The 24890-nt window shown below is 70.9% G+C and carries 21 protein-coding genes; 3 read left to right on the top strand and 18 right to left on the bottom strand.

Annotated elements, in window-relative coordinates; translation table 11 throughout:
- Window positions 1-202: 202 nt before the first annotated feature.
- The 10 genes from aroB to rpsD all read right to left on the bottom strand — a co-directional run bounded on the left by aroB (window position 203) and on the right by rpsD (window position 10770).
- Window positions 203-1309, bottom strand: coding sequence for a 3-dehydroquinate synthase (aroB, locus tag ACZ59A_RS36010; protein ID WP_470967627.1), 1107 nt, complete (start codon window positions 1307-1309; stop codon window positions 203-205).
- The gene (locus ACZ59A_RS36005; protein ID WP_468046989.1) at window positions 1306-1788 is read right to left on the bottom strand and encodes a shikimate kinase; all 483 of its coding nucleotides are present in this window, start codon (window positions 1786-1788) and stop codon (window positions 1306-1308) included. Before ACZ59A_RS36005 ends, aroB begins: the two co-directional genes overlap by 4 nt.
- A gap of 47 nt (window positions 1789-1835) precedes the next feature.
- A complete protein-coding gene (gene aroC / locus ACZ59A_RS36000; protein ID WP_470967625.1) occupies window positions 1836-3020 on the bottom strand; it encodes a chorismate synthase in 1185 nt (394 codons plus the stop codon).
- A gap of 188 nt (window positions 3021-3208) precedes the next feature.
- Window positions 3209-4054, bottom strand: a complete 846-nt coding sequence (locus ACZ59A_RS35995; RefSeq protein WP_470967622.1) for a shikimate dehydrogenase — start codon at window positions 4052-4054, stop codon at window positions 3209-3211.
- 8 nt (window positions 4055-4062) lie between these two features.
- Complete coding sequence (gene mltG / locus ACZ59A_RS35990) at window positions 4063-5880, bottom strand: endolytic transglycosylase MltG (RefSeq protein ID WP_470967619.1); 1818 nt, start codon at window positions 5878-5880, stop codon at window positions 4063-4065.
- Between the two features lie 91 nt (window positions 5881-5971).
- The gene (gene ruvX / locus ACZ59A_RS35985) at window positions 5972-6436 is read right to left on the bottom strand and encodes a Holliday junction resolvase RuvX (protein WP_055557549.1); all 465 of its coding nucleotides are present in this window, start codon (window positions 6434-6436) and stop codon (window positions 5972-5974) included.
- A 2-nt stretch (window positions 6437-6438) separates the two neighbouring features.
- The gene (alaS, locus tag ACZ59A_RS35980; RefSeq protein ID WP_470967617.1) at window positions 6439-9126 is read right to left on the bottom strand and encodes an alanine--tRNA ligase; all 2688 of its coding nucleotides are present in this window, start codon (window positions 9124-9126) and stop codon (window positions 6439-6441) included.
- On the bottom strand, window positions 9126-9455 hold the full coding sequence (locus ACZ59A_RS35975; RefSeq protein WP_468046558.1) for a DUF6167 family protein: 330 nt from the start codon (window positions 9453-9455) through the stop codon (window positions 9126-9128). Before ACZ59A_RS35975 ends, alaS begins: the two co-directional genes overlap by 1 nt.
- A gap of 8 nt (window positions 9456-9463) precedes the next feature.
- On the bottom strand, window positions 9464-9901 hold the full coding sequence (locus ACZ59A_RS35970; protein ID WP_470967614.1) for a DUF948 domain-containing protein: 438 nt from the start codon (window positions 9899-9901) through the stop codon (window positions 9464-9466).
- A 257-nt stretch (window positions 9902-10158) separates the two neighbouring features.
- A complete protein-coding gene (rpsD, locus tag ACZ59A_RS35965) occupies window positions 10159-10770 on the bottom strand; it encodes a 30S ribosomal protein S4 (RefSeq protein ID WP_470967612.1) in 612 nt (203 codons plus the stop codon).
- Between the two features lie 193 nt (window positions 10771-10963).
- Here rpsD and ACZ59A_RS35960 point away from each other — a divergent pair, with 193 nt between their 5' ends.
- On the top strand, window positions 10964-11710 hold the full coding sequence (locus ACZ59A_RS35960) for a DUF2470 domain-containing protein (RefSeq protein WP_470967609.1): 747 nt from the start codon (window positions 10964-10966) through the stop codon (window positions 11708-11710).
- Between the two features lie 19 nt (window positions 11711-11729).
- Here ACZ59A_RS35960 and ACZ59A_RS35955 read toward each other — a convergent pair whose 3' ends face one another.
- From ACZ59A_RS35955 to ACZ59A_RS35940, 4 genes are all read right to left on the bottom strand, one after another.
- Window positions 11730-13097 (bottom strand): replication-associated recombination protein A, encoded by a 1368-nt coding sequence (locus tag ACZ59A_RS35955; protein ID WP_470967607.1) that lies wholly within the window; start codon window positions 13095-13097, stop codon window positions 11730-11732.
- Window positions 13098-13185: 88 nt separating this feature from the next.
- Window positions 13186-13842, bottom strand: coding sequence for a vitamin K epoxide reductase family protein (locus tag ACZ59A_RS35950; RefSeq protein ID WP_468046548.1), 657 nt, complete (start codon window positions 13840-13842; stop codon window positions 13186-13188).
- 244 nt (window positions 13843-14086) lie between these two features.
- Window positions 14087-15349, bottom strand: coding sequence for a histidine--tRNA ligase (gene hisS, locus ACZ59A_RS35945; protein ID WP_470967604.1), 1263 nt, complete (start codon window positions 15347-15349; stop codon window positions 14087-14089).
- A gap of 14 nt (window positions 15350-15363) precedes the next feature.
- Window positions 15364-16083: an MBL fold metallo-hydrolase gene (locus ACZ59A_RS35940; RefSeq protein ID WP_470967601.1), complete on the bottom strand. Its 720-nt coding sequence runs from the start codon at window positions 16081-16083 to the stop codon at window positions 15364-15366.
- Between the two features lie 158 nt (window positions 16084-16241).
- Here ACZ59A_RS35940 and ACZ59A_RS35935 point away from each other — a divergent pair, with 158 nt between their 5' ends.
- Window positions 16242-17105 (top strand): peptidylprolyl isomerase, encoded by an 864-nt coding sequence (locus tag ACZ59A_RS35935; protein WP_470967598.1) that lies wholly within the window; start codon window positions 16242-16244, stop codon window positions 17103-17105.
- A gap of 214 nt (window positions 17106-17319) precedes the next feature.
- A complete protein-coding gene (locus ACZ59A_RS35930) occupies window positions 17320-18549 on the top strand; it encodes a DUF349 domain-containing protein (RefSeq protein WP_470967595.1) in 1230 nt (409 codons plus the stop codon).
- 99 nt (window positions 18550-18648) lie between these two features.
- Here the strand turns inward: ACZ59A_RS35930 and ACZ59A_RS35925 are convergent, their stop codons facing one another.
- From ACZ59A_RS35925 to secD, 4 genes are all read right to left on the bottom strand, one after another.
- On the bottom strand, window positions 18649-21177 hold the full coding sequence (locus tag ACZ59A_RS35925) for a RelA/SpoT family protein (RefSeq protein WP_470967593.1): 2529 nt from the start codon (window positions 21175-21177) through the stop codon (window positions 18649-18651).
- A gap of 167 nt (window positions 21178-21344) precedes the next feature.
- Window positions 21345-21917 (bottom strand): adenine phosphoribosyltransferase, encoded by a 573-nt coding sequence (locus ACZ59A_RS35920; RefSeq protein WP_468046536.1) that lies wholly within the window; start codon window positions 21915-21917, stop codon window positions 21345-21347.
- Entirely contained in the window at window positions 21914-23047 is a 1134-nt protein-coding gene (gene secF, locus ACZ59A_RS35915) for a protein translocase subunit SecF (RefSeq protein ID WP_470967590.1), read from the bottom strand. Before secF ends, ACZ59A_RS35920 begins: the two co-directional genes overlap by 4 nt.
- Window position 23048: 1 nt before the next feature.
- Window positions 23049-24821, bottom strand: a complete 1773-nt coding sequence (secD, locus tag ACZ59A_RS35910; RefSeq protein ID WP_470967587.1) for a protein translocase subunit SecD — start codon at window positions 24819-24821, stop codon at window positions 23049-23051.
- Between the last annotated feature and the right edge of the window lie 69 nt (window positions 24822-24890).

Raw genomic sequence — 24890 nt, 5'->3', positions numbered from 1 at the left:
TGAGGCCGCTCCTACCGAACGGTACCTGCCCAGACCGCCGCTGTGTGAACGCCCGGGAAACCCGATGAGTGCCCGCTTCAACGCGCCAGCCAGGCAATTCGTGCGGCGGCACTCTCAACTGCGGGCATATTCACGGGTATTCGAAAGCCCGCGGCGGTGCCGCGGGCTTCGATGGCGATGACACAGTTGTGACGGAAGCCGGTCAGCTCGGCGAGGTCTCCCGGGAGATCTCCGCGTACGCCGCGAGCAGCACCGCCGGGTCCGGCCCCTCCAGCACGGTCGGCTTGGCGATGCCGTCCAGCACGATGAAGCGCAGCAGGTCACCGCGGGACTTCTTGTCGACCTTCATGGTCTCCAGCAGCTTGGGCCACTGGTCGCCGCGGTAGGTGAGCGGCAGGCCGACGGACTCCAGAACGGCGCGGTGCCGGTCGGCGGTGGCGTCGTCCAGACGGCCCGCGAGACGGCCCAGTTCGGCGGCGAACACCATGCCAACGGAGACGGCGGCGCCGTGCCGCCAGTTGTAGCGCTCGTTCTTCTCGATGGCGTGCGCGAGCGTGTGCCCGTAGTTGAGGATCTCGCGCAGCCCGGATTCCCTGAGGTCGCTGGAGACGACCTCGGCCTTGACCCGGATGGAGCGCTCGATCAGCTCGGCGGTGTGCACACCGCCGGGGACGCGGGCCGCGGCCGGGTCCTGCTCGATCAGCTCCAGGATGGCCGGGTCGGCGATGAACCCGGCCTTGATGACCTCGGCGAGGCCGCTGATGTAGTCGTTGACGGGCAGCGAGTCCAGCGCGGCCAGGTCGCACAGCACCCCGGCCGGGGGGTGGAAGGCGCCGACGAGGTTCTTGCCCTCGGCGGTGTTGATGCCGGTCTTGCCGCCGACCGCCGCGTCGACCATGCCGAGCACGGTCGTCGGAACGGCGATCCAGCGCACCCCGCGCAGCCAGGTCGCGGCGACGAAACCGGCCAGGTCGGTGGTCGCGCCACCGCCGACGCCGACGATGACGTCGCTGCGGGTGAAGCCGGTCTGCCCGAGCGCCTTCCAGCAGTACGCGGCGACCTCGGCGGTCTTGGACTCCTCCGCGTTCGGCAGCTGGATCGCGATGGCCTCGTACCCCTGGTCGGCGAGGTCCTGGCGGATCGCCTCACCGGTATCGGCCAGCGCCTCGGGGTGCAGCACGGCGACACGCTTGGCGTTCTCGATCAGCCCGGGCAGCTCGCCGAGGAGCTGGCGGCCGACCAGCACCTCGTACGGCGCGGTGCCCGCGGTGCCGCCGACCTGGATGCGCGTGGGGGTTTCGGTGCTCATGCCTTCTTCAGCTCCAGTGCGTCCATGACGGCGTCGGCGACCTCGTCGGGGGTACGGCCCTCGGTCGTCACGACGGCCCGGGCGACTTCGGTGTACAGCGGACGGCGCTGCTCCATCAGCTCGCGCCAGCGCTGGCGGGGGTTGACGGCGAGCAGCGGGCGCGGGGCGTCCAGGCCGGTGCGCTTGACGGCCTCGGCGACGCCCATCTCCAGGAAGACCACGGGGAGGCCGGTGAGCAGGGCGCGGGTCTCCGGGTCGAGGATCGCGCCGCCGCCGAGCGCCAGCACGCCCGGGTGGCCGGTGACGGCGGCCCGCACGGCCTGCTTCTCCAGCTCGCGGAAGTGGGGTTCGCCCTCGTCGATGAAGATCTCGGAGATCTCCTTGCCCGCGGACTCCACGATGTCGGTGTCGGTGTCGCGGAACGTGGTGTCCAGCCGCTCCGCGAGCACCCGTCCGACGGTGCTCTTCCCCACGCCCATGGGCCCGACCAGGACGGCGGCGGGCCCCTCCGGTGTGCCGGGGCCGCTCACCGGATGGCCAGGCTGTCGAGGAAGCCCCGCACGTTACGGCGGGTCTCGCCGACCGAGTCGCCGCCGAACTTCTCGGCGACCGCGTCCGCCAGCACCAGGGCGACCATGGCCTCGGCGACGATGCCGGCGGCGGGCACCGCGCAGACGTCCGAACGCTGGTGGTGGGCCTTGGTGGCCTCGCCGGTGCTGACGTCGATGGTGGCCAGCGCGCGCGGCACGGTCGCGATCGGCTTCATCGCGGCCCGTACCCGCAGCAGCTCGCCCGTGGTCAGCCCGCCCTCGGTGCCGCCGGAGCGGCCGGAGGAGCGCTTGATGCCCTCGTCGGTCGACACGATCTCGTCGTGCGCCTGGGAGCCGGGCACCCGGGCGAGGTCGAAGCCGTCGCCGACCTCGACGCCCTTGATGGCCTGGATGCCCATCAGCGCGGCGGCCAGCCGCGCGTCCAGTCGGCGGTCCCAGTGCACATGCGAGCCGAGGCCCACCGGCACGCCGTACGCCAGCACCTCGACCACGCCGCCGAGGGTGTCGCCGTCCTTGTGGGCCTGGTCGATCTCGGCCACCATCGCCTTGCTCGCGTCGGCGTCCAGGCAGCGCACCGGGTCGGCGTCGAGCCGCTCGACGTCGGACGGCTTGGGGTAGACGCCGTACGGAGCCTTGGCGGCGGCCAGCTCGGTCACATGGGAGACGATCTCGATCCCGGCGGTCTCCTTGAGGTAGGAGCGGGCGACGGTGCCGAGTGCGACGCGGGCGGCGGTCTCGCGGGCGCTGGCGCGCTCCAGGATGGGCCGGGCCTCGTCGAAGCCGTACTTCTGCATTCCGGCCAGGTCGGCGTGGCCGGGGCGGGGGCGGGTCAGCGGCGCGTTACGGGCCAGCCCGTCCAGGATCTCGGGGTCGACCGGGTCGGCGGACATGACCTGTTCCCACTTGGGCCATTCGGTGTTGCCGACCATGATCGCGACCGGGGAGCCGAGGGTCAGACCGTGCCGGACGCCACCGATGAAGGTGACCTCGTCGCGCTCGAACTTCATCCGCGCCCCGCGGCCGTATCCGAGCCGCCGCCGCGCGAGGGCGTCCGCCACCATATCGGTGGTGATCGGCACCCCTGCGGGCAGTCCCTCCAGCGTCGCCACAAGCGCGGGGCCGTGCGACTCCCCCGCGGTCAGCCAGCGCAACCTGCTCAACGGTGCTCCCTCATGCTCGCCCCTCGACGTCTCGTGGCGTGGCCGGATGCGGCCCTGGCCCGCCTGCCTCCGATCCTCCCACGTCCGCCGAAGGGCCCGGGGTGGTGGTCCACCAGACGGACCTGTGCGTGAGACGCGGGAGGCGCGTCAGGGGCGGCAGCGAAGGGGGCGGAGGGCGCCGAGGGCCGTCACCGGGAGCGGGCGGCGAGGGCCGCCTCGCCCGCCTCGCGCATCGCGGCCAGCGGCGCCGGGGCGTGCCCGGTGATCTGCTCGACCTGCCCCACGGCCTGGTGGATCAGCAGGTCCATCCCGCCGACCACCGCGCCGCCGCGCGCCGACCAGGCGGCGGCCAGCGCGGTCGGCCAGGGGTCGTACAGGACGTCGAAGAGCGCGCCGGGGCGCTCGGGGACCGACGCCGCGAGCGCGTCGGTCGTTCCGGCGGGGGTGGTGGCGATCACCAGCGGGGCGTCGAACGCCTCGCCCGCGGCGCCCCAGTCCGCCGTGCGCACCGCCACGCCCAGCCGCTCGCCCCACTGCCGCATCTCGGCCGCCCGGGCGTCGCTGCGGACGTACGCGGTGACCTCGCCGTCGCAGACGCGGGAGAGCGCGGCCAGGGCGGAGGAGGCGGTGGCTCCGGCGCCCAGGACGGCGGCCCGTTCCACCCGCTGGACGCCGCGCTCGGCGAGCGCCGCCACCATGCCCGGGATGTCCGTGTTGTCGCCGAGCCGCTGCCCGTCGTCGGTCAGGACGACCGTGTTGACCGCCTCCACCGAGGCCGCCGTGTCGCTGACGCGGTCCAGCAGCGGGATGACCGCGCGCTTGAGCGGCATGGTCACGGAGAACCCCGCCCAGTCCGGCTCCCCCGGCGTGCCGAGCCGCTCGAAGAAGCCCGGCAGCGCCGCCTCGTCCAGTTCGACGGTGCCGTAGTGCCAGCCGTCGAGGCCCATTTTCCGGTACGCGGCGTTGTGCAGCGCCGGGGACAGGGAGTGGGCGACCGGCGAGCCGAGCACGGCCGCGCGGCGGGTGTACGACATGTCTTTCCTCAGCCGTTGTTCTCACGCTGCTGCTTGTTGAACTTGTCGACCCACTTCTGGTGTTCCGCGTAGGTCTTGGAGAACTGGCTCTTGTTGCCGATCGCCACGAAGTAGTACCAGCCGTCGTTGGTCGGGTTCATCGACGCCTTGAGCGCGTCCGCGCCGGGGTTCCCGATCGGGCCCGGCGGCAGACCGTTGTAGAAGTAGGTGTTGTACGGGTTGTCGTAGCCCTTGATCTCGCTGATCGAGATGTCGAGCTTACTCTGGTTCTTGATGTAGTTGTACGTCGAGTCGAATTCCAGCTTGCCGTTGGTCTGGCTATTGCCGGGCTCCAGCCGGTTGTAGACCACTTCGGCCATCTTACGGAAGTCGCTGTGGGTGATGCCCTCCGCCTGGACCAGGCTCGCCACAGTGATGAGTTGCAGCGGGCTCTTGAGGCCCAGCTCCTTGGCCTGGCCCTCCAGGTCCTGCTTCGCGTAGTTCCGCTTGGCCTCGGCGACCATCTTGCGCAGCACGTCCGCGGGCTTGGCGTTCTTGCCGACGCTGTAGCGGGACGGGTAGAGGAATCCTTCCAGCGGATCCTTGATCTTCGCATTGTCATTCGCCCAGGAGGGCAGCCCGAGGTTCTTGGCCTCCTTCTTGGCAATGCCCGCCGTGGTGCCCGCCTTGACGCCGGTCTTCTTGTCGATCGCCGCGTAGACCGCGGCATCGCGCATGCCCTCGGTGACGATCAGCGCGTTGTTGCCCGCGGGGCTGAGCATCAGCTTCACCGCAGCCTCGCCGGACATTTCCTTACGGAGGCTGTAGGCGCCCGGCTGGACGAACTTGCCGCTGTCCTCGACGGCTTCCACAAAGGCGCCGCTGCTCTTGACCACGCCCTTTTCGGCGAGGATGCTGCCGATTTCGGCATTTCCCGAGCCGTCGGGGACGTCCACCTCGACCTGACCGGTGCCCTGGCCCTCGTAGTCCGGCGCCGGGCCGAAGCGGGTCTGATAGAAGTCGTAGGCGAAGTAGCCGCCCCCGCCGACGGCGCCCACCAGGACGACGGTGACGAAGAGGCAGGCGACCCCGCTGCGGCGTTTGGTCCCGGACTTCGCCTTCTTGGACTTCTTGCCCTTCTTGGAGCGGCCCTCGGAGCCGTCGTCCTCAGCGGCGTCCGCCGCGCTGCCGGTGCCGCTGTCGTCACGGAAGAACGGATGGTCGTCCGCCGGGCTGTCCTGCGGGGATGACTGCGGTTCCGGTGCCTGCTGCGGCTCCTGCGTCTGCTGCTGCGGCACCTGCGGCATCTGCTGGGTCTCCCCCGGCATCTGCGCCTGCGCGTTCTGCGACGGCTCGTGCGCCACCTGCTGCGGGAAGCCCTCCTGCTGGGGGAAGACGTCCTGCTGGGGGAAGACGTCCTGCTGCGGGTAGCCCTCCTGGGCACCACCTTGGGCCGCGTAGCCGTAGGGGTCGTTCGGGTCCATCCCGGCGCCGTACGAGCCGTCCCAGCCGCCGGTGTCGTAACCCTGCTGCTGTACCTGCTGGTCCCACGCCGACTGCTGTTGCTGCTGCGGGAACGCCTGGGCGTTCTGCGGGTATCCGTGCGGGTACTGCTGGTGCCCGTAGGGGTCCTGCCCGTAGACGTCCTGGCCGTGGGTACCCGGGGCGTAGCCGTCCTGCGCGTAGCCGTCCGGTGTGTAGGGGACCTGCCCGTAGGGATCGCTGGGGTCCTGCGGGTACGGCTCCTGACCGGTCACCGCCGGATGCCCGCCCCACCCCTGGTCCCCGTACAACGGGTCCTCGGGATGCCACGGTTGGGAGCCGGGTCCCCGGCCGTACTCAGTCATCGAACCCCTAGCGATGGCGGTGGCAGCCACCGAGTGCGCTCGCGGCACAAGCGGCGGCTGCCATGTCGCGCGGAACGTTACCGTATCGCGATCAGATGACCACTTCGACGGCCTCGCCCGGCGCCCGGCCGGAGGCCCGCTCGGTCTCCAGCGCGCTCTGCAGAATGACTACCGCGGCTGCCTGGTCAACGACCGAACGGCCCTTCTTGGACGACACCCCGGACGCCCGCAGGCCATGCGCCGCTGTGACGGTCGTCATACGTTCGTCCACGAGCCGTACGGAGACCGGCTGGACCCGCCGCGCCAGCTCCCGGGCGAAGGTGCGCACCTTGGCCGCGGCCGGCCCCTCGCGCCCGTTGAGCGAGCGCGGGAGGCCGATCACCACCTCGATGGGCTCGTACTCCTCGACGAGGGCCGCCAGCCGCTTGTGGGCGGCCGGGATGTCGCGTCCCGGCACGGTCTCCACGGGGGTGGCGAGGATCCCGTCGGGGTCGCACGAGGCGACCCCGATCCGGGCGTCCCCGACGTCGATGGCGATACGCCGGCCGCGCCGCACGGCTACTGGCCCGATTCCGCGACGAGCCGCTCGACGGCCTCGATGGCGTCGCCGACGGCGGCCGGGTTCTGGCCGCCGCCCTGGGCGACGTCCGGCTTGCCGCCGCCTCCGCCGCCGAGCGTCTTGGCGGCGGTGCGGACCAGGTCACCGGCCTTGAGACCGCGCTCGCGGGCCGCCTCGTTGGTGGCGATGACGGTCAGCGGGCGGCCGCCTCCCACGGTGAACAGGGCGACGACGGCGGGCCGGTCGACGGCCCCCGACTTCTGGTCCAGCCGTGCGCGCACGTCCAGCACCAGCTTGCGCAGGTCGTCGGCGGTCGTGCTGTCCGGCACCCGGCCGGTGGCCAGGGCGACGCCCCGGACGTCCTTGGCGCCCTCGGCGAGCCCGGCGGCGGCCTGCAGCACCTTCTCGGCGCGGAACCGCTCGATCTCCTTCTCGGCGTCCTTGAGCTTGGCGAGCATGCCGGAGATCTTCTCCGGAAGCTCCTCCGGGCGGCCCTTGACCAGGTCGGTGAGCTGGGAGACGACCGTGTGCTCACGGGCGAGGAAGTTGTACGCGTCCACGCCCACCAGGGCCTCCACGCGGCGCACGCCGGAGCCGATGGAGGACTCGCCGAGCAGCTTCACCAGGCCCAGCTGGGCGGTGTTGTGGACGTGCGTACCGCCGCACAGCTCCTTGGAGAAGTCGCCGATGGTCACCACGCGCACCCGGTCGCCGTACTTCTCGCCGAACTCGGCGATGGCGCCCTGCTTCTTGGCGTCGTCCATGCTCATCACCTCGGCGGTGACGTCGAGTTCGCGGGAGAGCACCTCGTTGATCTTCTGCTCGACGTCGGTGAGCACCGTGCCGGGGACGGCGGTCGGCGAGCCGAAGTCGAAGCGGAAGCGGCCGGGCGAGTTCTCCGATCCGGCCTGGGCGGCTGTCGGGCCCAGGGCGTCGCGCAGCGCCTGGTGGGTGAGGTGGGTGGCGCTGTGGGCGCGGGCGATGGCCCGGCGGCGCTTGATGTCGATCTCGGCGTACGCGCCGGAGCCGACCGTCACCTCACCGACCTGGACGACGCCCTTGTGCACGCTGACGCCGGGCACCGGCTGCTGGACGTCCCGCACCTCGACGACGGCGCCGGAGGCCAGCTTGATCTTGCCGGTGTCGGCGAGCTGGCCGCCGCCCTCGGCGTAGAACGGCGTGCGGTCGAGGACGACCTCGACGTCGTCGCCCTCGGAGGCGGCGGGCGAGGAGACGCCGTCGACCAGCAGGCCGACGACGGTGGACTCGCCGGAGGTGTCGCTGTAGCCGGTGAACTGGGTCGAGCCGGAGGTGTCGGCGACCTCGCGGTAGGCGGACAGGTCGGCGTGGCCGGTCTTCTTGGACTTGGCGTCGGCCTTGGCGCGCTCCCGCTGCTCCCGCATCAGACGGCGGAAGCCGTCCTCGTCCACCGAGAGGCCCTGTTCGGCGGCCATCTCCAGGGTGAGGTCGATCGGGAAGCCCCAGGTGTCGTGGAGCAGGAACGCCTTGTCGCCGGGAAGCACGCTGCCGCCCGCGGCCTTGGTGTCGGTGACGGCGGTGTCGAGGATGTTGGTGCCGGCCTTGAGCGTCTTCAGGAAGGCCGACTCCTCGGCGAGCGAGACGGTCTCGATGCGCTTGCGGTCGGTCAGCAGCTCCGGGTACTGCTGGCCCATCGTCTTCAGGACGGTGTCCACCAGCTCGCCGACGACCGGCTCGGCGGCACCGAGGATGCGCATGTTGCGGATGGCGCGGCGCATGATGCGGCGCAGCACATAGCCGCGGCCCTCGTTGCCGGGGGTGACGCCGTCGCCGATGAGCATGACGGAGGTGCGCATGTGGTCGGCGACCACGCGCAGCGATACGTCGGACTCATGGGCGGCGCCGTAGGCGACGCCGGTCAGCTCGGTGGCCTTGTCCATGACGACGCGCAGAGTGTCGGTCTCGTACATGTTCTGCACGCCCTGCAGGATCATCGCGAGGCGTTCGAGGCCGAGACCGGTGTCGATGTTCTGGCTGGGCAGCTCGCCGAGGATCGGGAAGTCCTCCTTGCCCTCGCCCGCCCCGCGCTCGTACTGCATGAAGACCAGGTTCCAGATCTCCACGTAGCGCTCGTCGTTGACGGCCGGGCCGCCCTCCACGCCGAACTCCGGACCGCGGTCGTAGTTGACCTCGGAGCAGGGGCCGCAGGGTCCGGGGACGCCCATGGACCAGTAGTTGTCCTCCATCCCGAGTCGCTGGATCCGCTCGGCGGGGACGCCGACGACGTCGCGCCAGATGCGCTCGGCCTCGTCGTCCTGCTCGTAGACGGTGATCCAGAGCCGCTCGGGGTCAAGACCGTAGCCACCGTCCGCCACGGAGCCGGTGAGCAGCTCCCAGGCGTAGGTGATGGCGCCTTCCTTGAAGTAGTCGCCGAACGAGAAGTTGCCGCACATCTGGAAGAAGGTGCCGTGCCGGGTGGTCTTGCCGACCTCTTCGATGTCCGGCGTACGCACGCACTTCTGCACGCTCACGGCGCGCTTGTAGGGCGGCTGGACCTCGCCCAGGAAGAACGGCTTGAAGGGGACCATGCCCGCGTTGACGAGCAGCAGGGTCGGGTCGTCCGCGATGAGCGACGCCGACGGCACGACGGTGTGCCCGCGCTCCTCGAAGAAGCGCAGCCAGCGGCGGCGGATTTCAGCCGACTCCATCAGTGGTCCTCATTTCGGGCGTTCGGGTAGGGGTGGCGGGACGTGTGGGTGAGCTGGGCCCGGCCGCGCTGGGCGGGCAGCTGCGTGAGGTCGTTGGCGGGCGCCGAGGTCAGGCCCAGGGCGTCCTTGAGGGCCGCCTCGCGGTCGGCCATGCCCTCGCGCACGTCGAGCGCGAAGACCTTGATCCGCCGTCCGGCGAGCACCGCCCGGTCGGCGGCCTGCGCCGCCAGACTCTCGGGGGTGAGCTGATTGAGCTTGCGCTGGACCTTGGTGGTGGCCCACACACCGGCTGCGACGCCGGTGGTGAACCAGAATGTGCGGCGGAACATCCGGTCTCTCAGCCCTTCGATCCACGGTTGCGGCGGCCGCCCCGGCGGGCGGACGGCAGGGTCTTGCCGATGACAACGGTGCGCGGGGGCGCGTCGTCGGGCGCCTTTCGGCCGATCGCGCGCCGGACGCCGTAGCTGAACGCCGCCACCTTGACCAGCGGTCCGCCGAAGGCGGAGGAGACGGTCGAGGACAGCGCGGAGGCGTTCGAGGTGACCTCCTGGACGTCGGAGGCGATCGAGTCCACCCGCGCGAGCTGGGTGTTCGCCTCGCGCACGGTCGCGGACGCCTCGCTGAGCAGCGGCACCGCCTGCTCGGTGACCTCCGCCACCAGCCGGGTGGTCGCCTTGAGCGTCTGGGCGAGCCTCACCAGGGCAAGGGCGAGGAAGGACACCAGGATCGCCCAGAAGACGGCCACAAGGATCCCGGCCACCTCTCCACCGGACACGTTGCACCGCTCCCTGCTGCCGATCACGTCGGTCGTCGTCGTTCAGGTCGTCCGTCGTTCGAGTCGTCCGTCGCCCGTCGGTCTCGGGCGGTCATCCGGGCGCGGGCGGCAGGTATCGACCCTATCGCGCCGGGCAGGTCCGGCCGAAACGCATTCCGCTCGGCCCCCGTCCGGCCAAACAGCCCGCGGGTTCCCCTCGACGCAACGGTCGACGGGGAACCCGCGGGCTGGATGAGCTTGAGTAACAGGCCGCTGGATCAGCGGGCGTAGTACTCGACGACGAGCTGCTCGTCGCAGATCACCGGGACCTCCTTGCGGTTCGGGTCCCGGTCGAGGCGGAAGGCGAGCGCCTTCAGGTTGACCTGCAGGTAACGCGGGGTCTCGCCGTCGGTGTCGTAGCCACCCTCACGCGCGACCTGGAAGGGGTGCTTCTCGCGGCTGCGCTCGCGGACCATCACCACGTCGTCCGGGCGGACCCGGAAGGAGGGCTTGTCGACCTTGCGGCCGTTGACCTCGATGTGACCGTGGACCACCATCTGGCGGGCCTGGTAAATCGTGCGGGCGATTCCCGACCGCAGGACGAGCGCGTCCAGACGGCGCTCAAGCTCGATGATCAGGGCCTCGCCTGTCTTGCCTTCGACCTTCCGAGCGCGGTCGTAGGCACGGGCCATCTGGCGCTCGCTGATGTCGTACTGAGCGCGCAGGCGCTGCTTCTCCAGCAGCCGGACCTTGTAGTCACTGGTCTGCTTGCGGCCACGGCCGTGCTCGCCGGGCGGGTAGGGACGGGCCTCGAAGTACTTGACGGCCTTCGGCGTCAGCGCAATGCCGAGCGCCCTGGACTTCTTGACCTTGGGACGCGACTGGTTCACGTGGAACGAACCTCCATGTAAGTTAGGTGAGCCTTACCTTAGCCGAGGAGAACGCATGTTTCGACCTGGGATCCCCCTGCCCAGCACTGGTCAGAGCCTTCAGGAGGGTCAGCCGCGTCCCAAGGAAGACGCCCTGCGGCCGACGGCGGCAGAGCGTGTACGGACTCTCGTTGATGCCAAGGCTACGGCGTCGTTGACGATTCCCGGAATCGAGGTCCCCGACGAGCTGGGCACCGACGGACCGGCCGCCCGCACCGTAACCCCGGACGGCGATGTGCTGTTGCTGGTGTCCGGCGGCTCACCCGCGGCCCGCGCCGCGGCGTACGCGCAGGACGACGACCTGACCTGCGTGATGGAGATCACGGATGTCGCCCCGGTCTCGGTGCCCCAGCGGATCCGCGGCCGCGCCTGGGTCGCCGGGTGGCTCACCCCCGTACGCGGCGGCGACCGCGCCGCGAGCGCGGCACTGCTCGCCCAGCAGCATCCGGTCGGAGAGCTGCTGGGCCTCGGAGACGCCCTCCAGCCCGACTCCACCGCGGGTCCGCGCGCGCGGACCGCCGCCTGGACGCTGCTGCGGCTGGAGGTCGCCGAGGCTTGTGTGGACGACCTGTGGGGCGCGGACGGCGTCGAGCCGGACGAGTTCGCGGAGGCCACCCCGGACCCGCTCGCCCCGCACGAGGCCGAGCTGCTGCAGCATCTGCACGCGGCCCACAGCGACCAGGTGCGCGGGCTGTGCGCGCTGCTGGGCGAGCGCTCGTCCACGGCGTGCACCCGCGGCCCCGCGATCCCCGTGGCCCTCGACCGCTTCGGGCTGCGCGTCCGCTTCACGGACGACGCCGACCAGCCGTTCGACGCGCGCTTCGACTTTCCGGAGCCGGTGGAGAGCGTCTCCGAACTGCGCCGCGCGATGCACGCCCTGTTCGAGGCGGCCGCCGACTAGGCCCCGAACCCGGGGCGGCCTACGAGGACTCCGGAGGCGGGTCGCCGCGCAGCCGCGCCCGGACCCGCTCGACCACATCGGCGTACCGGGCCTCCGCCCCGTACCGCGTCGGCTCGTAGTAACGCTTCCCGTGGATCTTGTCCGGCGCGTACTGCTGCGCCGCGATGCCGCCCGGCAGATCGTGCGGATACAGATACCCCTGGGCGTGGCCGAGCTTTTCGGCGCCCTTGTAGTGCCCGTCCCGCAGATGCGGCGGCACCGGGCCCGCGAGCCCCGCCCGGACGTCCGCCAGCGCCGCCCCGATCGCCGTCGTGGCCGCGTTGGACTTGGGCGCGAGCGCCAGCGCGATCGTGGCGTGGCTCAGCGTCAGGGCCGCCTCGGGGAAGCCGATCAGCGCGACCGCCTGCGCCGCCGCCACGGCGGTGGGCAGGGCGGTCGGGTCGGCCAGCCCGATGTCCTCACTGGCCGAGATCATCAGCCGCCGCGCGATGAACCGGGGGTCCTCCCCCGCTTCGATCATCCGCGCCAGATAGTGCAGCGCGGCATCCACATCCGAGCCGCGGATCGACTTGATGAGAGCGCTTGCCACGTCATAGTGCTGATCACCGGCCCGGTCGTAGGTGACCGCGGCCCGGTCGACCGCCTCCTCCAGCGTGGTCAGGGTGATCTCCGCCTCGCCCTTGGCCAGCGCCGACCCGGCACCCGCCTCCAGGGCGGTGAGCGCCCGCCGGGCGTCGCCGCCCGCGATCCGCAGCAGATGCCCCTCGGCCTCCTCGGGGAGGGTGACCGCGCCGCCGAGCCCCCGCTCGTCGGCCAGCGCCCGGCGCAGCAGCCCGCGCAGGTCGTCGTCGGTGAGCGACTCCAGGGTGAGCAGCAGCGAGCGGGACAGCAGCGGGGAGATCACCGAGAAGTACGGATTCTCGGTGGTGGCCGCGATCAGGGTGACCCAGCGGTTCTCCACGGCGGGCAGCAGCGAGTCCTGCTGCGCCTTGCTGAAGCGGTGGATCTCGTCCAGGAAGAGCACGGTCTCCCGGCCGTACGCCCCCGAGGAGCGGCGCGCGCCGTCGATGACGGCCCGCACCTCCTTCACCCCCGCGGTGATCGCCGAAAGCTCCACGAACCGCTTCTGGGTGGCCTGGCTGACGACGTACGCGAGCGTGGTCTTCCCGATGCCGGGCGGGCCCCACAGCAGGACCGAGGACGGCCCGGCCGGACCTCCGCTGCCCTCGCCGACCAGTCTGCGCAACGGCGATCCGGGGCGCAGCAGATGCTGCTGGCCCACGACCTCGTCCAGCGTGCGGGGGCGCATGCGCACGGCCAGCGGACTGCTGGACGGGTCCTTCTCCTGGCGGTCCTCGGCGGCGGCGGTGAACAGGTCTGGCTCCACCCGGAAAGCCTATGACACGGCACTGACAGCGCTGCCGGGCGGCGGCGCTGTCAGTGGGGGTGGGCTGTCAGTGGGGGTGGTAGGCCCGCTAGCCCTGGGCTCCGGTCCAGAAGTCCCACCAGCGGGTGAGAATCAGCATCCCGATCACGCCGATCCACATCACCGGCACGACCCAGTGGAACTCCAGCAGTCCGCGCCGCAGCCCGTCCGGTGCCGGGAGGTACCGGTGCTTGAGGTTGTGGCCGGTGACGTAGCAGAACATCACGATGGTGGCGACCCAGGCGAGGGAGCACCACAGGCACAGCGAGCCGATGACGTACAGCGACTCGTACTGGAGCCAGGTCACGAAGCCGACCCCGAAGAGGGTGCCCGCGTTGAACGTCAGCCAGTACCAGCGCGGGAAGCGCGCCCCGGCCAGCAGGGACATGCCCACGCAGATCACGATGCCGTACGCGACCAGGCCGAGCATCGGGTTCGGGAAGCCGAACGCCGCAGCCTGCTTGCTCTCCATGATGTTGCCGCAGGAGACCACGGGGTTGAGGCTGCAGCCGGGGGTGAAGACCTTGCCCTCGGCCTTGTACTCAAGGATCTTGTTCTTGTCGAGCGTGATGACCCAGGCCGCCAGCAGCCCCATCGCGCCGGTGATCACGAGCAGGAGCGCGAAGGCGCGGCCGCCTCCCGTTCCGGTCCGCGCGCCGTCCCGCGCCTCGTCGGACTCCACGTCGTCCATCACTGTCGTCGCCATATCGCCGTCCGTCGCTCTCCACACTGTCCGGCCCCGTCGGGCACGGCCATTGTGCCCCAACCCACGGTGCGGTACTGCCACGTTGCCGGGGCCCGGCCATCTTCCCGGGTCCCCCGTTCAGCGGACATAAGGGCGGCCCGAGGGGGCCGGAATCCCGCCCCCGGAGGGGCGGGACCGGCAAGCGGGTGGCGGTGTCGACTCGCAGGATGAATCGGTCCCGCCGCGTTGACGCGCCGTGCGGCGGTCAGCCCAGCTTCGCCTGGACCGTGGTCACGATCTTGGACAGCGGAACGGCCTCCTGGTCGCCCGATTCCATGTCCTTCAGCTGGACCACGCCCTCTGCGAGGTCCCGCTCGCCCGCCACGATCGCGTACCGCGCGCCGCTCCGGTTCGCGGCCTTCATCGCGGCCTTGAGCCCCTTGCCGCCGTACGCGAAGTCCGTCGCGACGCCTTCCTTGCGCAGCTCGCCGACGACCCCGAAGAGGACCTTCCGGGCCTCCTCCCCAAGCGGCACGGCGAAGACGCTGGTCGCGTCGGGCAGGTCCAGCCGGACGCCCTCGGCCTCCAGCGCGAGCACCGTACGGTCGACGCCGAGCGCCCAGCCCACCGACGGCAGGGCGGGGCCGCCGATCATCTCGGACAGGCCGTCGTACCGGCCGCCGCCGCCGACCGCGGACTGCGAGCCGAGCCCGTCGTGGACGAACTCGAACGTGGTCCGGGTGTAGTAGTCGAGGCCGCGGACCAGCTTCGTGTCGTCCTCGAACTCCACGCCCTGCGCGGTGATCAGCTCGCGCACCCGCGCGTGGTACTCGCGGCAGGCGTCGCACAGGTAGTCGCGCAGCAGCGGCGCGCCGGCCAGCTGGTTCTGGACGGCTTCGCGCTTGTCGTCGAGCACCCGCAGCGGGTTGATGTCGATGCGCCGCCGGGTGTCCTCGTCCAGGTCGAGCCCGCGCAGGAAGTCCTGGAGGGCGGCCCGGTAGACGGGACGGCACTCGGCGTCGCCGAGCGAGTTCAGCAGGATCCGGAAGTTCCGCAGCCCCAGCGACCGGTACGCGTCGTGCGCGAGGATGATCAGCTCGGCATCCAGGGCCGGGTCCTCGGCGCCGATCGCCTCGGCGCCGACCTGCGAGAAGTGCCGGTAGCGGCCCTTCTGCGGGCGCTCGTAGCGGTAGTACGAGCCGGAGTACCAGAGCTTGACCGGCAGGCTGCCCGCCTTGTGCAGGTTGGCCTCCAGCGCGGCGCGCAGCACCGACGCGGTCCCCTCGGGGCGCAGCGCCAGCTCGTCGCCGCCCTTGGTGGTGAGGGTGTACATCTCCTTCGTGACGATGTCGGTGGACTCGCCGACGCCGCGCGCGAAGAGCTCGACGTTCTCGAAGCCGGGTGTCTCGATATAGCCGTAGCCGGACCGCCGCAGCGGGGTGGCGATGGCGTCCCGCACCGCGAGGTAGGTCGCGGAGACCGGCGGGATCAGGTCGTAGGTGCCCTTGGGGGCCTTGAAGGTGCTCAAGGTGGGTTCTCTCGTCACATTCCTCGTCGCGGAGGCGCGGCCGCGTCGGCGGCGTCTCCGGGGCCGGCGGCCACCTGCTGCAGGAAGGGGTTGGTGGCGCGCTCGCGGCCGATGCTGGTCTGGGTGCCGTGGCCGGACAGCACCACGGTCGAGTCGTCGAGCGGCAGGCACACACGGGCCAGGGACTCGAGGATCTCGGCGTGGTCGCCGCCGGGCAGATCGGTGCGTCCGATGGAGCCGGCGAAGAGCAGGTCGCCCGAGAAGAACACCGAGGGGATGTCCGCCTGTTCGGGCAGCCTGAAGGTCACCGACCCCTTGGTATGGCCCGGCGCGTGCGCGACGGTGAACTCCATTCCGGCCAGCTTCAGTTCGGCGCCGTCGGCCAGCTCCTTGACGTCGTCCGGTTCGCCGACGGTCAGCTCGCCCATGAGCTGGGTGCCGATGGACCGTCCGAGTGCCTTGGCCGGGTCGCTCATCATGAAGCGGTCGGCGGGGTGGATCCAGGCCGGTACGTCATGGGCGCCGCAGACCGGGACCACCGAGGCGACGTGGTCGATGTGGCCGTGGGTGAGGATGACGGCGACGGGCTTGAGCCGGTGTTTGGCGACGGCCTCCTCGACGCCTTGGGCCGCCTGGTGGCCCGGGTCGATGATCACGCACTCCTCGCCTGCGGCGGGGGCGACCAGGTAGCAGTTGGTCCCCCAGGCCCCGGCGGGGAACCCGGCAATGAGCACGATCGTCCTTAAATGTCGTCCGGAAGAGTCGGCCGGCGGAAGAATGTCGGCAGCTCCAGAGCCTACCGGCGGCGGCCCCGGCACAGCGAACCCGTATACGGTACGGCCGAGCCCTCCGGCAGGACACCGAATGGCATACGGCGTGAGGAGACGACCCGGTGGTCAGTAGCGAGCAGCGGCGGCGGCAACTCGCCCGGGAGAAGTACCTGCGGCAGCAGCAGCGGCGCGAGACGGCGCGGCGCAAGTCGCGCCAGCGCAATGTGGTGATCGCCTCCGTGCTGGCCGTGGTGCTGGCAGGCGGCGGCGCCGTGGCGGCCGCGGGCGCGTTCTCCGGGGACGACAAGGACAAGAAGAAGGACGACGCCGCCGCGTCCACTCCTTCGGCCCCCGCCACCAGCAAGGCGCCGGACCCGTGCGCCAAGGAGGCGAAGGCGGTCGCGGGCAAGAAGCCGAAGAAGATGTCGTTCAAGAAGGAGCCCGCGGTCTCCGTCGACGAGTCGGCTTCGTACACGATGAAGCTGGAGACCACCTGCGGGGGCATCTCCGTCGACCTGAACGCCGCCAAGGCGCCGCACACGGTCAACTCGTTCGACTTCCTGGCGGGCAAGGGGTACTTCGACCACACCAAGTGCCACCGCCTGGTGAACCAGGGGATCTACGTGCTGCAGTGCGGTGACCCGCAGGGCACCGGCGCGGGCGGCCCCGGCTACACCCTGCCGGACGAGAACCTGAAGGACCCCTCGCTGAAGGGGAACAAGTACCCGGCCGGCACGGTCGCGATGGCGAACCAGTACAACGCGCAGACCAAGAAGGGCCGGGATAGCGGCGGCAGCCAGTTCTTCCTGGTCTACGAGGACAGCCAGCTGCCGCCGGACTACACCCCCTTCGGGAAGGTCTCCGAGGACGGCATGAAGGTCCTGAAGAAGATCGGCAAGGCCGGAGCGGCGGCCCCCGATCAGATGGGGAACACCGCGCCGAACGCCAGCGTGGTGATCAACAAGGCGACGGTCACCAAGTCCTGAGGTCGCCGGGCGTGCGTACTGCGAAATTTCGGTCGCGCAGGATACGGACAGCCGGGGCACCGGTCGCCTATGTTGGCGGTGTGCAGGGTGTCTGCCGCGATGGCCGCACCACCCTGCTGGGAGACCGGCCCGGGCGTCGCTGCCCGGCCGGAAGAAACTGTGGACGATGCCCGCGGGCCGCACGCCCGCCCCGGCATCATGTGGAGGAGGCGCTGTGAGCAGCGAGCCTTGGGGCCGCGTCGACGAGGCGGGGACCGTGTACGTGCGTACGGCCGACGGTGAACAGGTCGTCGGATCGTGGCAGGCGGGATCGCCCGACGAGGCCCTCGCCTACTTCGAGCGCAAGTACGACGGTCTGGTCGTCGAGATCGGCCTTCTCGAGCGCCGGGTCAAGACCACCGATCTGTCGGCCAAGGACGCCACGGCGGCCATCGAGCACATCCGGCAGCAGGTCGACGAGCACCATGTGGTCGGCGATCTGGACGCGCTGCGCAAGCGGCTCGACCAGCTCGCGAAGGATGTCGAGGCGCGCCGTGAGGAGCGCCGGGCGGCCAAGGCGGTCCAGACCGACGAGGCCCGCCATGCCAAGGAGGCGCTGGTCGCCGAGGCCGAGGAGCTGGCGGCCAGCGAGCAGTGGCGGGCGGCCGGGGAGCGGCTGCGCGCCCTGGTCGACACCTGGAAGGGCCTGCCGCGGCTGGACCGCAAGACGGACGACCAGCTGTGGCACCGCTTCTCGCACGCCCGCTCGGCGTTCTCCAAGCGGCGCAAGGCGCACTTCGCGGCGCTGGACGCGCAGCGCGAGGAGGCCCGGCAGGCCAAGGAGAAGCTGGTCGCCGAGGCGGAGGCGCTGTCCGGCTCCACCGACTGGGGGCCGACCGCGGCCCGCTACCGGGAGCTGATGTCCGACTGGAAGGCCGCGGGCCGCGCGCAGCGCGAGCACGAGGACGACCTGTGGAACCGGTTCCGGGGCGCCCAGGACGTCTTCTTCCAGGCCCGGGGCGCGGTCTTCGCCGAGCGGGACGCCGAGCAGCGGGAGAACCTGACCCGCAAGGAGGAGCTGGTCGCCGAGGCCGAGAAGCTGCTGCCGATCTCGGACCTGAAGGCGTCCCGCGCGGCGTTCCGGTCGATCAACGAGCGGTGGGAGGCCGTCGGCCATGTGCCGCGGGACGCCCGGGCCAAGATCGAGGGTCGGCTGCACGCGGTCGAGCGCGCCTTCCAGGAGGCCGACGAGACCGAGTGGCGGCGTACGAACCCCGAGGCGCGGGCGCGCGCCCAGGGACTCACCGGCCAGCTTCAGGACGCCGTCGACAAGCTCCGTTCCCAGATCGACGCGGCTCGCGCGGCGGGGAACAACGCGAAGGCCGACAAGCTCTCCAAGGAGCTGGAGGGCCGGCAGGCGCTGCTGGACCAGGCGCTCAAGGGCCTGGAGGAGTTCGGCGGCTGACGCCTGGCACCTGACACGGCAAGCGCGAACGGCGGCCCCGGGAGACCGGGGCCGCCGTTCGCGTTGCCGCGGCGCTCTACGGCGCTCTACGGCGTTTTCTCAGCGTGCCCGGGCCGATGTGACCCGATAGACGTCGTAGACGCCCTCGACGCCGCGTACGGCCTTCAGGACGTGTCCCAGATGCTTGGGGTCGCCCATCTCGAACGTGAAGCGCGAGGTGGCCACCCGGTCGCGGGAGGTCTGCACGGCCGCGGAGAGGATGTTGACGTGCTGGTCGGACAGGACGCGGGTGACGTCCGACAGCAGCCGGGACCGGTCCAGCGCCTCGACCTGGATGGCGACCAGGAAGACCGACGACTGGGTGGGCGCCCATTCGACGTCGAGGATGCGCTCCGGCTGCTGGGACAGCGAGTCCACGTTGACGCAGTCGGCCCGGTGGACGGAGACGCCGCTGCCGCGGGTGACGAAGCCGATGATCGGGTCGCCCGGCACCGGCGTACAGCAGCGGGCAAGCTTGACCCACACGTCCTCGACGCCCTTGACCACGACGCCCGGGTCGGCGTTGGCGCGGCGCTTGGAGCGCCGGATGGGCGGGGCGGTCTCGGCGATGTCCTCGTTGGCGGCCTCCTCGCCGCCGAGGGCCGAGACGAGCTTGCCGACCACGTTCTGCGCGGAGACATGGCCCTCGCCGATGGCCGCGTAGAGCGAGGAGATGTCCGGGTAGCGCATCTCGTGGGCGAGGGTGACCAGCGAGTCGCCGGTCAGGATCCGCTGGATCGGCAGGTTCTGCTTGCGCATCGCCCGGACGATCGCGTCCTTGCCCTGTTCGATGGCCTCGTCGCGGCGCTCCTTGGAGAACCAGCCGCGGATCTTGTTGCGGGCCCGCGGTGACTTGACGAAGCCCAGCCAGTCGCGGGACGGCCCGGCACCGGCCGCCTTGGAGGTGAAGACCTCCACCAGGTCGCCGTTGTCGAGGGTCGACTCCAGCGGCACCAGCCGGCCGTTGACCCGCGCCCCGATGGTGCGGTGGCCGACCTCGGTGTGGACGGCGTACGCGAAGTCCACCGGGGTGGCCCCGGCCGGGAGCGCTATGACGTCGCCCTTGGGCGTGAAGACGAAGACCTCGTTGCGGGACAGGTCGAAGCGCAGCGACTCCAGGAACTCGCCCGGGTCCTCGGTCTCCTTCTGCCAGTCCAGGAGCTGCCGCAGCCACGCCATGTCGTTGACGGCGTCGTCCTTGCCCGCCTTGCCCCGGGGCACGTCGGTGCGCACCTTGGAGGTCCCGGCGACGGCCTCCTGCTTGTACTTCCAGTGCGCGGCGATGCCGTACTCGGCGCGGCGGTGCATGTCGAAGGTGCGGATCTGCAGCTCGACCGGCTTGCCGCTGGGCCCGATGACCGTCGTGTGCAGCGACTGGTACATGTTGAACTTGGGCATCGCGATGTAGTCCTTGAACCGCCCGGGCACCGGGTTCCATCGCGCGTGGATGGTCCCCAGGGCCGCGTAGCAGTCGCGGACGGTGTCGACGAGCACCCTGATGCCCACCAGGTCGTAGATCTCGGCGAAGTCCCGGCCCCGCACGATCATCTTCTGGTAGACGGAGTAGTAGTGCTTGGGGCGGCCGGTCACGGTCGCCTTGATCCGGGCCGCCCGCAGATCGCCCTGGACCTGGTCGGTGACGACGGCCAGGTACTCGTCGCGCTTGGGGGCCCGCTCGGCGACCAGCCGGACGATCTCGTCGTACATCTTGGGGTAGAGGATCGCGAAGGCGAGGTCCTCCAGCTCCCACTTGATGGTGTTCATGCCCAGCCGGTGGGCGAGCGGGGCGTAGATCTCCAGCGTCTCGCGGGCCTTCTTTTCCTGCTTCTCCCGCTTCAGGTAGCGCATGGTGCGCATGTTGTGCAGCCGGTCGGCGAGCTTGATCACCAGGACCCGGGGGTCCTTGGCCATCGCGACGACCATCTTGCGGACGGTCTCGGCCTGGGCGGCCTCGCCGAACTTGACCTTGTCCAGCTTGGTGACGCCGTCGACGAGCAGGGCGACCTGGTCGCCGAAGTCGCGGCGCAGGGTGTCCAGGCCGTATTCGGTGTCCTCGACGGTGTCGTGCAGCAGCCCGGCCATCAGGGTGGCCGGATCCATACCCAGCTCGGCGAGGATCGTGGTCACCGCGAGCGGATGGGTGATGTACGGATCGCCGCTCTTGCGCTTCTGGCCGCGGTGCCAGCGCTCGGCCACCTGGTACGCGCGCTCGATCTGGCGCAGGGTGGCGCCGTCCGCCTTGGGGTCGTTGCCGCGCACGATGCGCAGCAGCGGCTCCAGGACGGGGTTGTACGGGCTGGAGCGCTGCACGCCGAGGCGGGCGAGGCGGGCGCGCACGCGGTTGGACGAGCCGGAGCGCGGGGCCGGGCTCTGCGTGGTGCGCGGCGCGGCCGGGGCGGGCCGAAGCTCGCCGCCGCGGCCTGCCGCGGGGGGCGTCGGCCGCGTCTGCTCGGGGGCGGCGGATGCCGGTGCCGGACGGTCCGCGCCGTTTCCGGGCGTGGCGGAGGCCGCCGTCGTCTGCTCGGCGGCGGCGGTCGCGTCCGGCTGCGGACGGACTCCGGGGGAGAGCGGCTGGGCCTCGTCTGGCAAGAGAGCACTCCTCAAGCGGTCCGGACCCCGGGGGGTCGGGGTGCCAATGGTATCGATCCCGCCACTCCGCTTGCCTCTCGGCCGCGATGTCCGGGCAACGCAGGAGGGCGGGGACCTGTTCCTTGCGCAGGTCCCCGCCCTCCGGCGGCGGTGTCGGCGGATTCCGGTCAGACCGTGATCAGGGCCTCCAGCGGGGCGCTGTCCAGCGCGCTCAGCAGCCGTCTGCGGCCCTCCAGGAAGCCCAGCTCCATGAGCACGGCGACGCCTGCGACCTGGGCACCGGCCCGCCGGATGAGCTGGAGCGACGCCTCCGCGGTGCCGCCGGTGGCGAGCACGTCGTCGATGACCAGGACCCGGTCGCCGGGCTCCAGCGCGTCCGCGTGTATCTCGATCTCCGCGGTGCCGTACTCCAGCTCGTACGCCTGCCCCAGGGTCGCCCCGGGGAGCTTGCCCGCCTTGCGGACCGGTACGAAACCGATGCCCGCGCGCACGGCGGCCGGGGCGGCAAGGATGAAGCCCCGCGCCTCCAGGCCCACGACCTTGTCCGCCCGGTGGCGCACGCACAGCTCGGCGAGCGCCTCGGTCAGCGCTGAGAAGGCCGCGGCGTCGGCGAGCAGCGGGGTGATGTCCTTGAACATCACGCCCGGCTGCGGATAGTCCGGCACGTCCTGGATCCGGCTGAGCAGCAGCCCGCGCAACTCCTCGGTGCCGAGCGGTCCGGCGGCGGTCGTCTCGCTCATCGGCGCTTCCCCGACGGTCGGCCGCGGCCCCGGTTGCGGGAGGCGGGCTGGCGGCGCTGGCCGACGACTCCGGCCGGGGCCGCGTCCTCCAGGTCCGCTTCGTCGCCCTCGTCGGCCGGGTGGTCCTCGTCCTTCGCCCCACGCTCGGCCTCGGCCTTGGCGGCCGCCGCGCGCTTGGCGCGCACGCGCTTGGCCAGCGCCTTCATCTGCGGGTCGCGGCTCTTGAAGTCGGAGACCAGCGGGGTGGCGATGAAGATCGAGGAGTACGCACCGGCGGCGAGGCCGACGAACAGGGCGAGCGAGATGTCGTTGAGCATGCCCGCGCCGAGCAGACCGCCACCGATGAAGAGCATCGCGCCGACCGGCAGCAGCGCCACGACCGTGGTGTTGATGGACCGCACCAGGGTCGAGTTGAGGCTGCGGTTGGCCACCTCGGCGTAGGTGTAGCGGGTCTGCTTGGTGATGTCCCTGGCGCCCTCCTTGAGACCGTCGAAGACCACGACGGTGTCGTAGAGGGAGTAACCGAGAATCGTCAGCAGACCGATCACGGTGCCCGGGGTGACCTCGAAGCCGACCAGCGCGTAGACACCGACGGTGATGGTGAGGTCGTGCACCAGGGCGATCAGGGCGGCCAGCGCCATTCGCCATTCGAAGGCGATGGCGAGGTAGATCACCACCAGGACCATGAAGATCGCGAGGCCCTGCCAGGCCTTTCCGGCGATCTCCTCACCCCAGCTCGGGCCGACCAGCTGGGTGTCGATCTTGTCGGTCTTGACGCCCAGCTCCTTGGCCAGGTTCTCCTGGACCGGCACGGCCTCCTTGGTGCCCAGCTCGCTGATCTGGATCCGCATGCCCCCGCCGCCCAGCTCCTGGACGACCGCGGTGTGGCCGCCGGACGCCTTCTCGGCGACCTCCTGGGCCTGGGAGACCGAGATCTTGCTGCTCGGGGTGTTGAAGACCGCGCCGCCGGAGAACTCGATGCCCATGTTGAGGCCGCGCACCGCCAGACCGGCGATGGCCGTGATGGTGATCAGTATCGAGATGGCGTACCAGATCTTCCGCTTGCCGACGAAGTCGTAGCCGACCTCGCCTCGGTAGAGCCTGGCGCCGAGATTGCCGAGTCGCGACATCTCACGCCTCCTTCGTGTCGGCGGGGCCGGGGGCGGCGGGACGACTGCGGCGCAGCGGTGGTTTGGCCCCGAGACGCTTGGGGTCCAGACCGGACCACGGATGGCCGTTCCCGAAGAACGGGCGGCGGGCGAGGAGGGTCATCAGCGGCTTGGTGAACAGGAACACCACGACGACGTCGAGCAGCGTGGTCAGCCCCAGAGTGAAGGCGAAGCCCTTCACCTTGCCGACGGTCACGATGAACAGCACCGCGGCGGCCAGGAACGACACGAAGTCGGAGACCAGGATGGTGCGCCGGGCCCGGGGCCAGCCGCGCTCGACGGCCGGGCGCAGCGAGCGTCCCTCACGGATCTCGTCACGGATGCGCTCGAAATAGACGATGAACGAGTCGGCGGTGATACCGATCGCCACGATCGCACCACAGACGGCCGGCAGGTTCAGCGCGAAGCCGATGCCCGGGCCGAGCAACACCATGATCGTGTACGTCAGTATGGCGGAGGCCATGAGGGACGCCATGGCCACCAGGGACAGACCGCGGTAGTAGACGACCAGGTAGATCACCACGAGGGCGAGGCCGATCGCACCGGCGATCAGACCGGCGTTCAGCTGCTCACCGCCGAGGGCCGCGGAGACAGTGGTCTCGTCGGCGATGTCGAAGGACAGCGGCAGCGCGCCGTAGGACAGCACGTTGGCCAGGTCCGCGGAGCTCTGCTGGGTGAAGCCGCCGGAGATGGTGGCCCGGCCGCCGGTGATGGCGCCCTGGGTGACCTCGGGGTCGGAGACGACCTCGCCGTCCAGGACGATCGCGAAGCGGTTCTGCGGGGACTGCTGCTTGGTCAGCTCACCGGTCGTCTTCGCGAACTTCTTGGCGCCCTTGTTGTTGAAGTCGAGCTGCACGATCCAGCCCGAGGCGTTCTGGCTCTCGAAGACGGACGAGGCGTCGTCGACGTCGGTGCCCTCGACCTCGGAGGGGCCGAGGACGAACTTGGAGTCACCCTTCTGGCTGCAGGCCAGAACGGGCTCGGTCGGCTTGCTGTTCGCCGCCTTCTCGGCCGCCGCGGCGCGCCCGGCCGGCTTGGTGCAGTCCAGCGCCGCGAAGTCCTTGGCCAGCTTCTCCTGGCCCTTCTGGCTGGGGGCGTCCGAGGGCTTGCCCGTCTGACCGCTCTCGGGGGTCTTGGTCGGGGTGGGCGTCGGCGCCGCCTTGTCGGCCTTCAGGGCCTCGGGGATGGCCCGGCCCTGGGTGCTGGCGCTGGGGGTGGGCGAGCCCTTGGGCTTCTCGCTGCTGCCCTGGTCACCCTTGTCCGCGCTGCCCTTGGAGGCGCTCGCGGAGGGAGACGGGGTGGAGCCGGGCTGCTTGGTCTTGCCGCCGGACGTGGTGGTCACCACGGGACGGAAGTACAGCTGAGCGGTGGTGCCCACCTGCTGCCGGGCCTGCTTCGCGTTCGTCCCCTTGGGGATGTTCACGATGATGTGCTTGTCGCCCTGCGTCTGGACCTCGGCCTCGGACACACCCAGGCCGTTGACCCGCCGCTCGATGATGCTGACGGCGGTGTTCATGTTGGCCGTGTTGATCGCGTTGGGCTTGCCCGGCTGGTTCTTGGCCTCCAGCGTGAAGCTGGTGCCGCCCGCGAGATCGATTCCCAGCCGCGGTGTGGTGTGACCGGAGAGGAACATCCCCCCGATGAGCGCCACCATGGCGATCACGATCACGGCCAGCGCGCGCCCGGGCTTGCCCTGTGACCCGGGGGACTTGCGGCCCTTCTTCGGTGCTGCCACCTTGTCGTATCTCCCTGTCCAACCGCCCCGAAGCGGGTGTGCGCGGGGCGGCCACGAAGTCTTGTGGGG

The organism is Streptomyces sp. NPDC040405 (assembly GCF_055595765.1).
Note: the sequence above shows the minus strand (reverse complement) of the source record. Positions and strands in the feature narration are given on the sequence as shown.

What these genes read in the sequence shown, in the direction of transcription:
- ACZ59A_RS35950 (WP_468046548.1), bottom strand. Translation starts at nt 13,842, where the DNA reads ATGGCGACGACAGTGATGGACGACGTGGAGTCCGACGAGGCGCGGGAC.
- alaS (WP_470967617.1), bottom strand. Translation starts at nt 9,126, where the DNA reads ATGGAGTCGGCTGAAATCCGCCGCCGCTGGCTGCGCTTCTTCGAGGAG.
- ACZ59A_RS36005 (WP_468046989.1), bottom strand. Translation starts at nt 1,788, where the DNA reads ATGGGCGTGGGGAAGAGCACCGTCGGACGGGTGCTCGCGGAGCGGCTG.
- mltG (WP_470967619.1), bottom strand. Translation starts at nt 5,880, where the DNA reads ATGACTGAGTACGGCCGGGGACCCGGCTCCCAACCGTGGCATCCCGAG.
- ACZ59A_RS35920 (WP_468046536.1), bottom strand. Translation starts at nt 21,917, where the DNA reads ATGAGCGAGACGACCGCCGCCGGACCGCTCGGCACCGAGGAGTTGCGC.
- aroB (WP_470967627.1), bottom strand. Translation starts at nt 1,309, where the DNA reads ATGAGCACCGAAACCCCCACGCGCATCCAGGTCGGCGGCACCGCGGGC.
- ACZ59A_RS35995 (WP_470967622.1), bottom strand. Translation starts at nt 4,054, where the DNA reads ATGTCGTACACCCGCCGCGCGGCCGTGCTCGGCTCGCCGGTCGCCCAC.
- secF (WP_470967590.1), bottom strand. Translation starts at nt 23,047, where the DNA reads ATGTCGCGACTCGGCAATCTCGGCGCCAGGCTCTACCGAGGCGAGGTC.
- ACZ59A_RS35975 (WP_468046558.1), bottom strand. Translation starts at nt 9,455, where the DNA reads ATGTTCCGCCGCACATTCTGGTTCACCACCGGCGTCGCAGCCGGTGTG.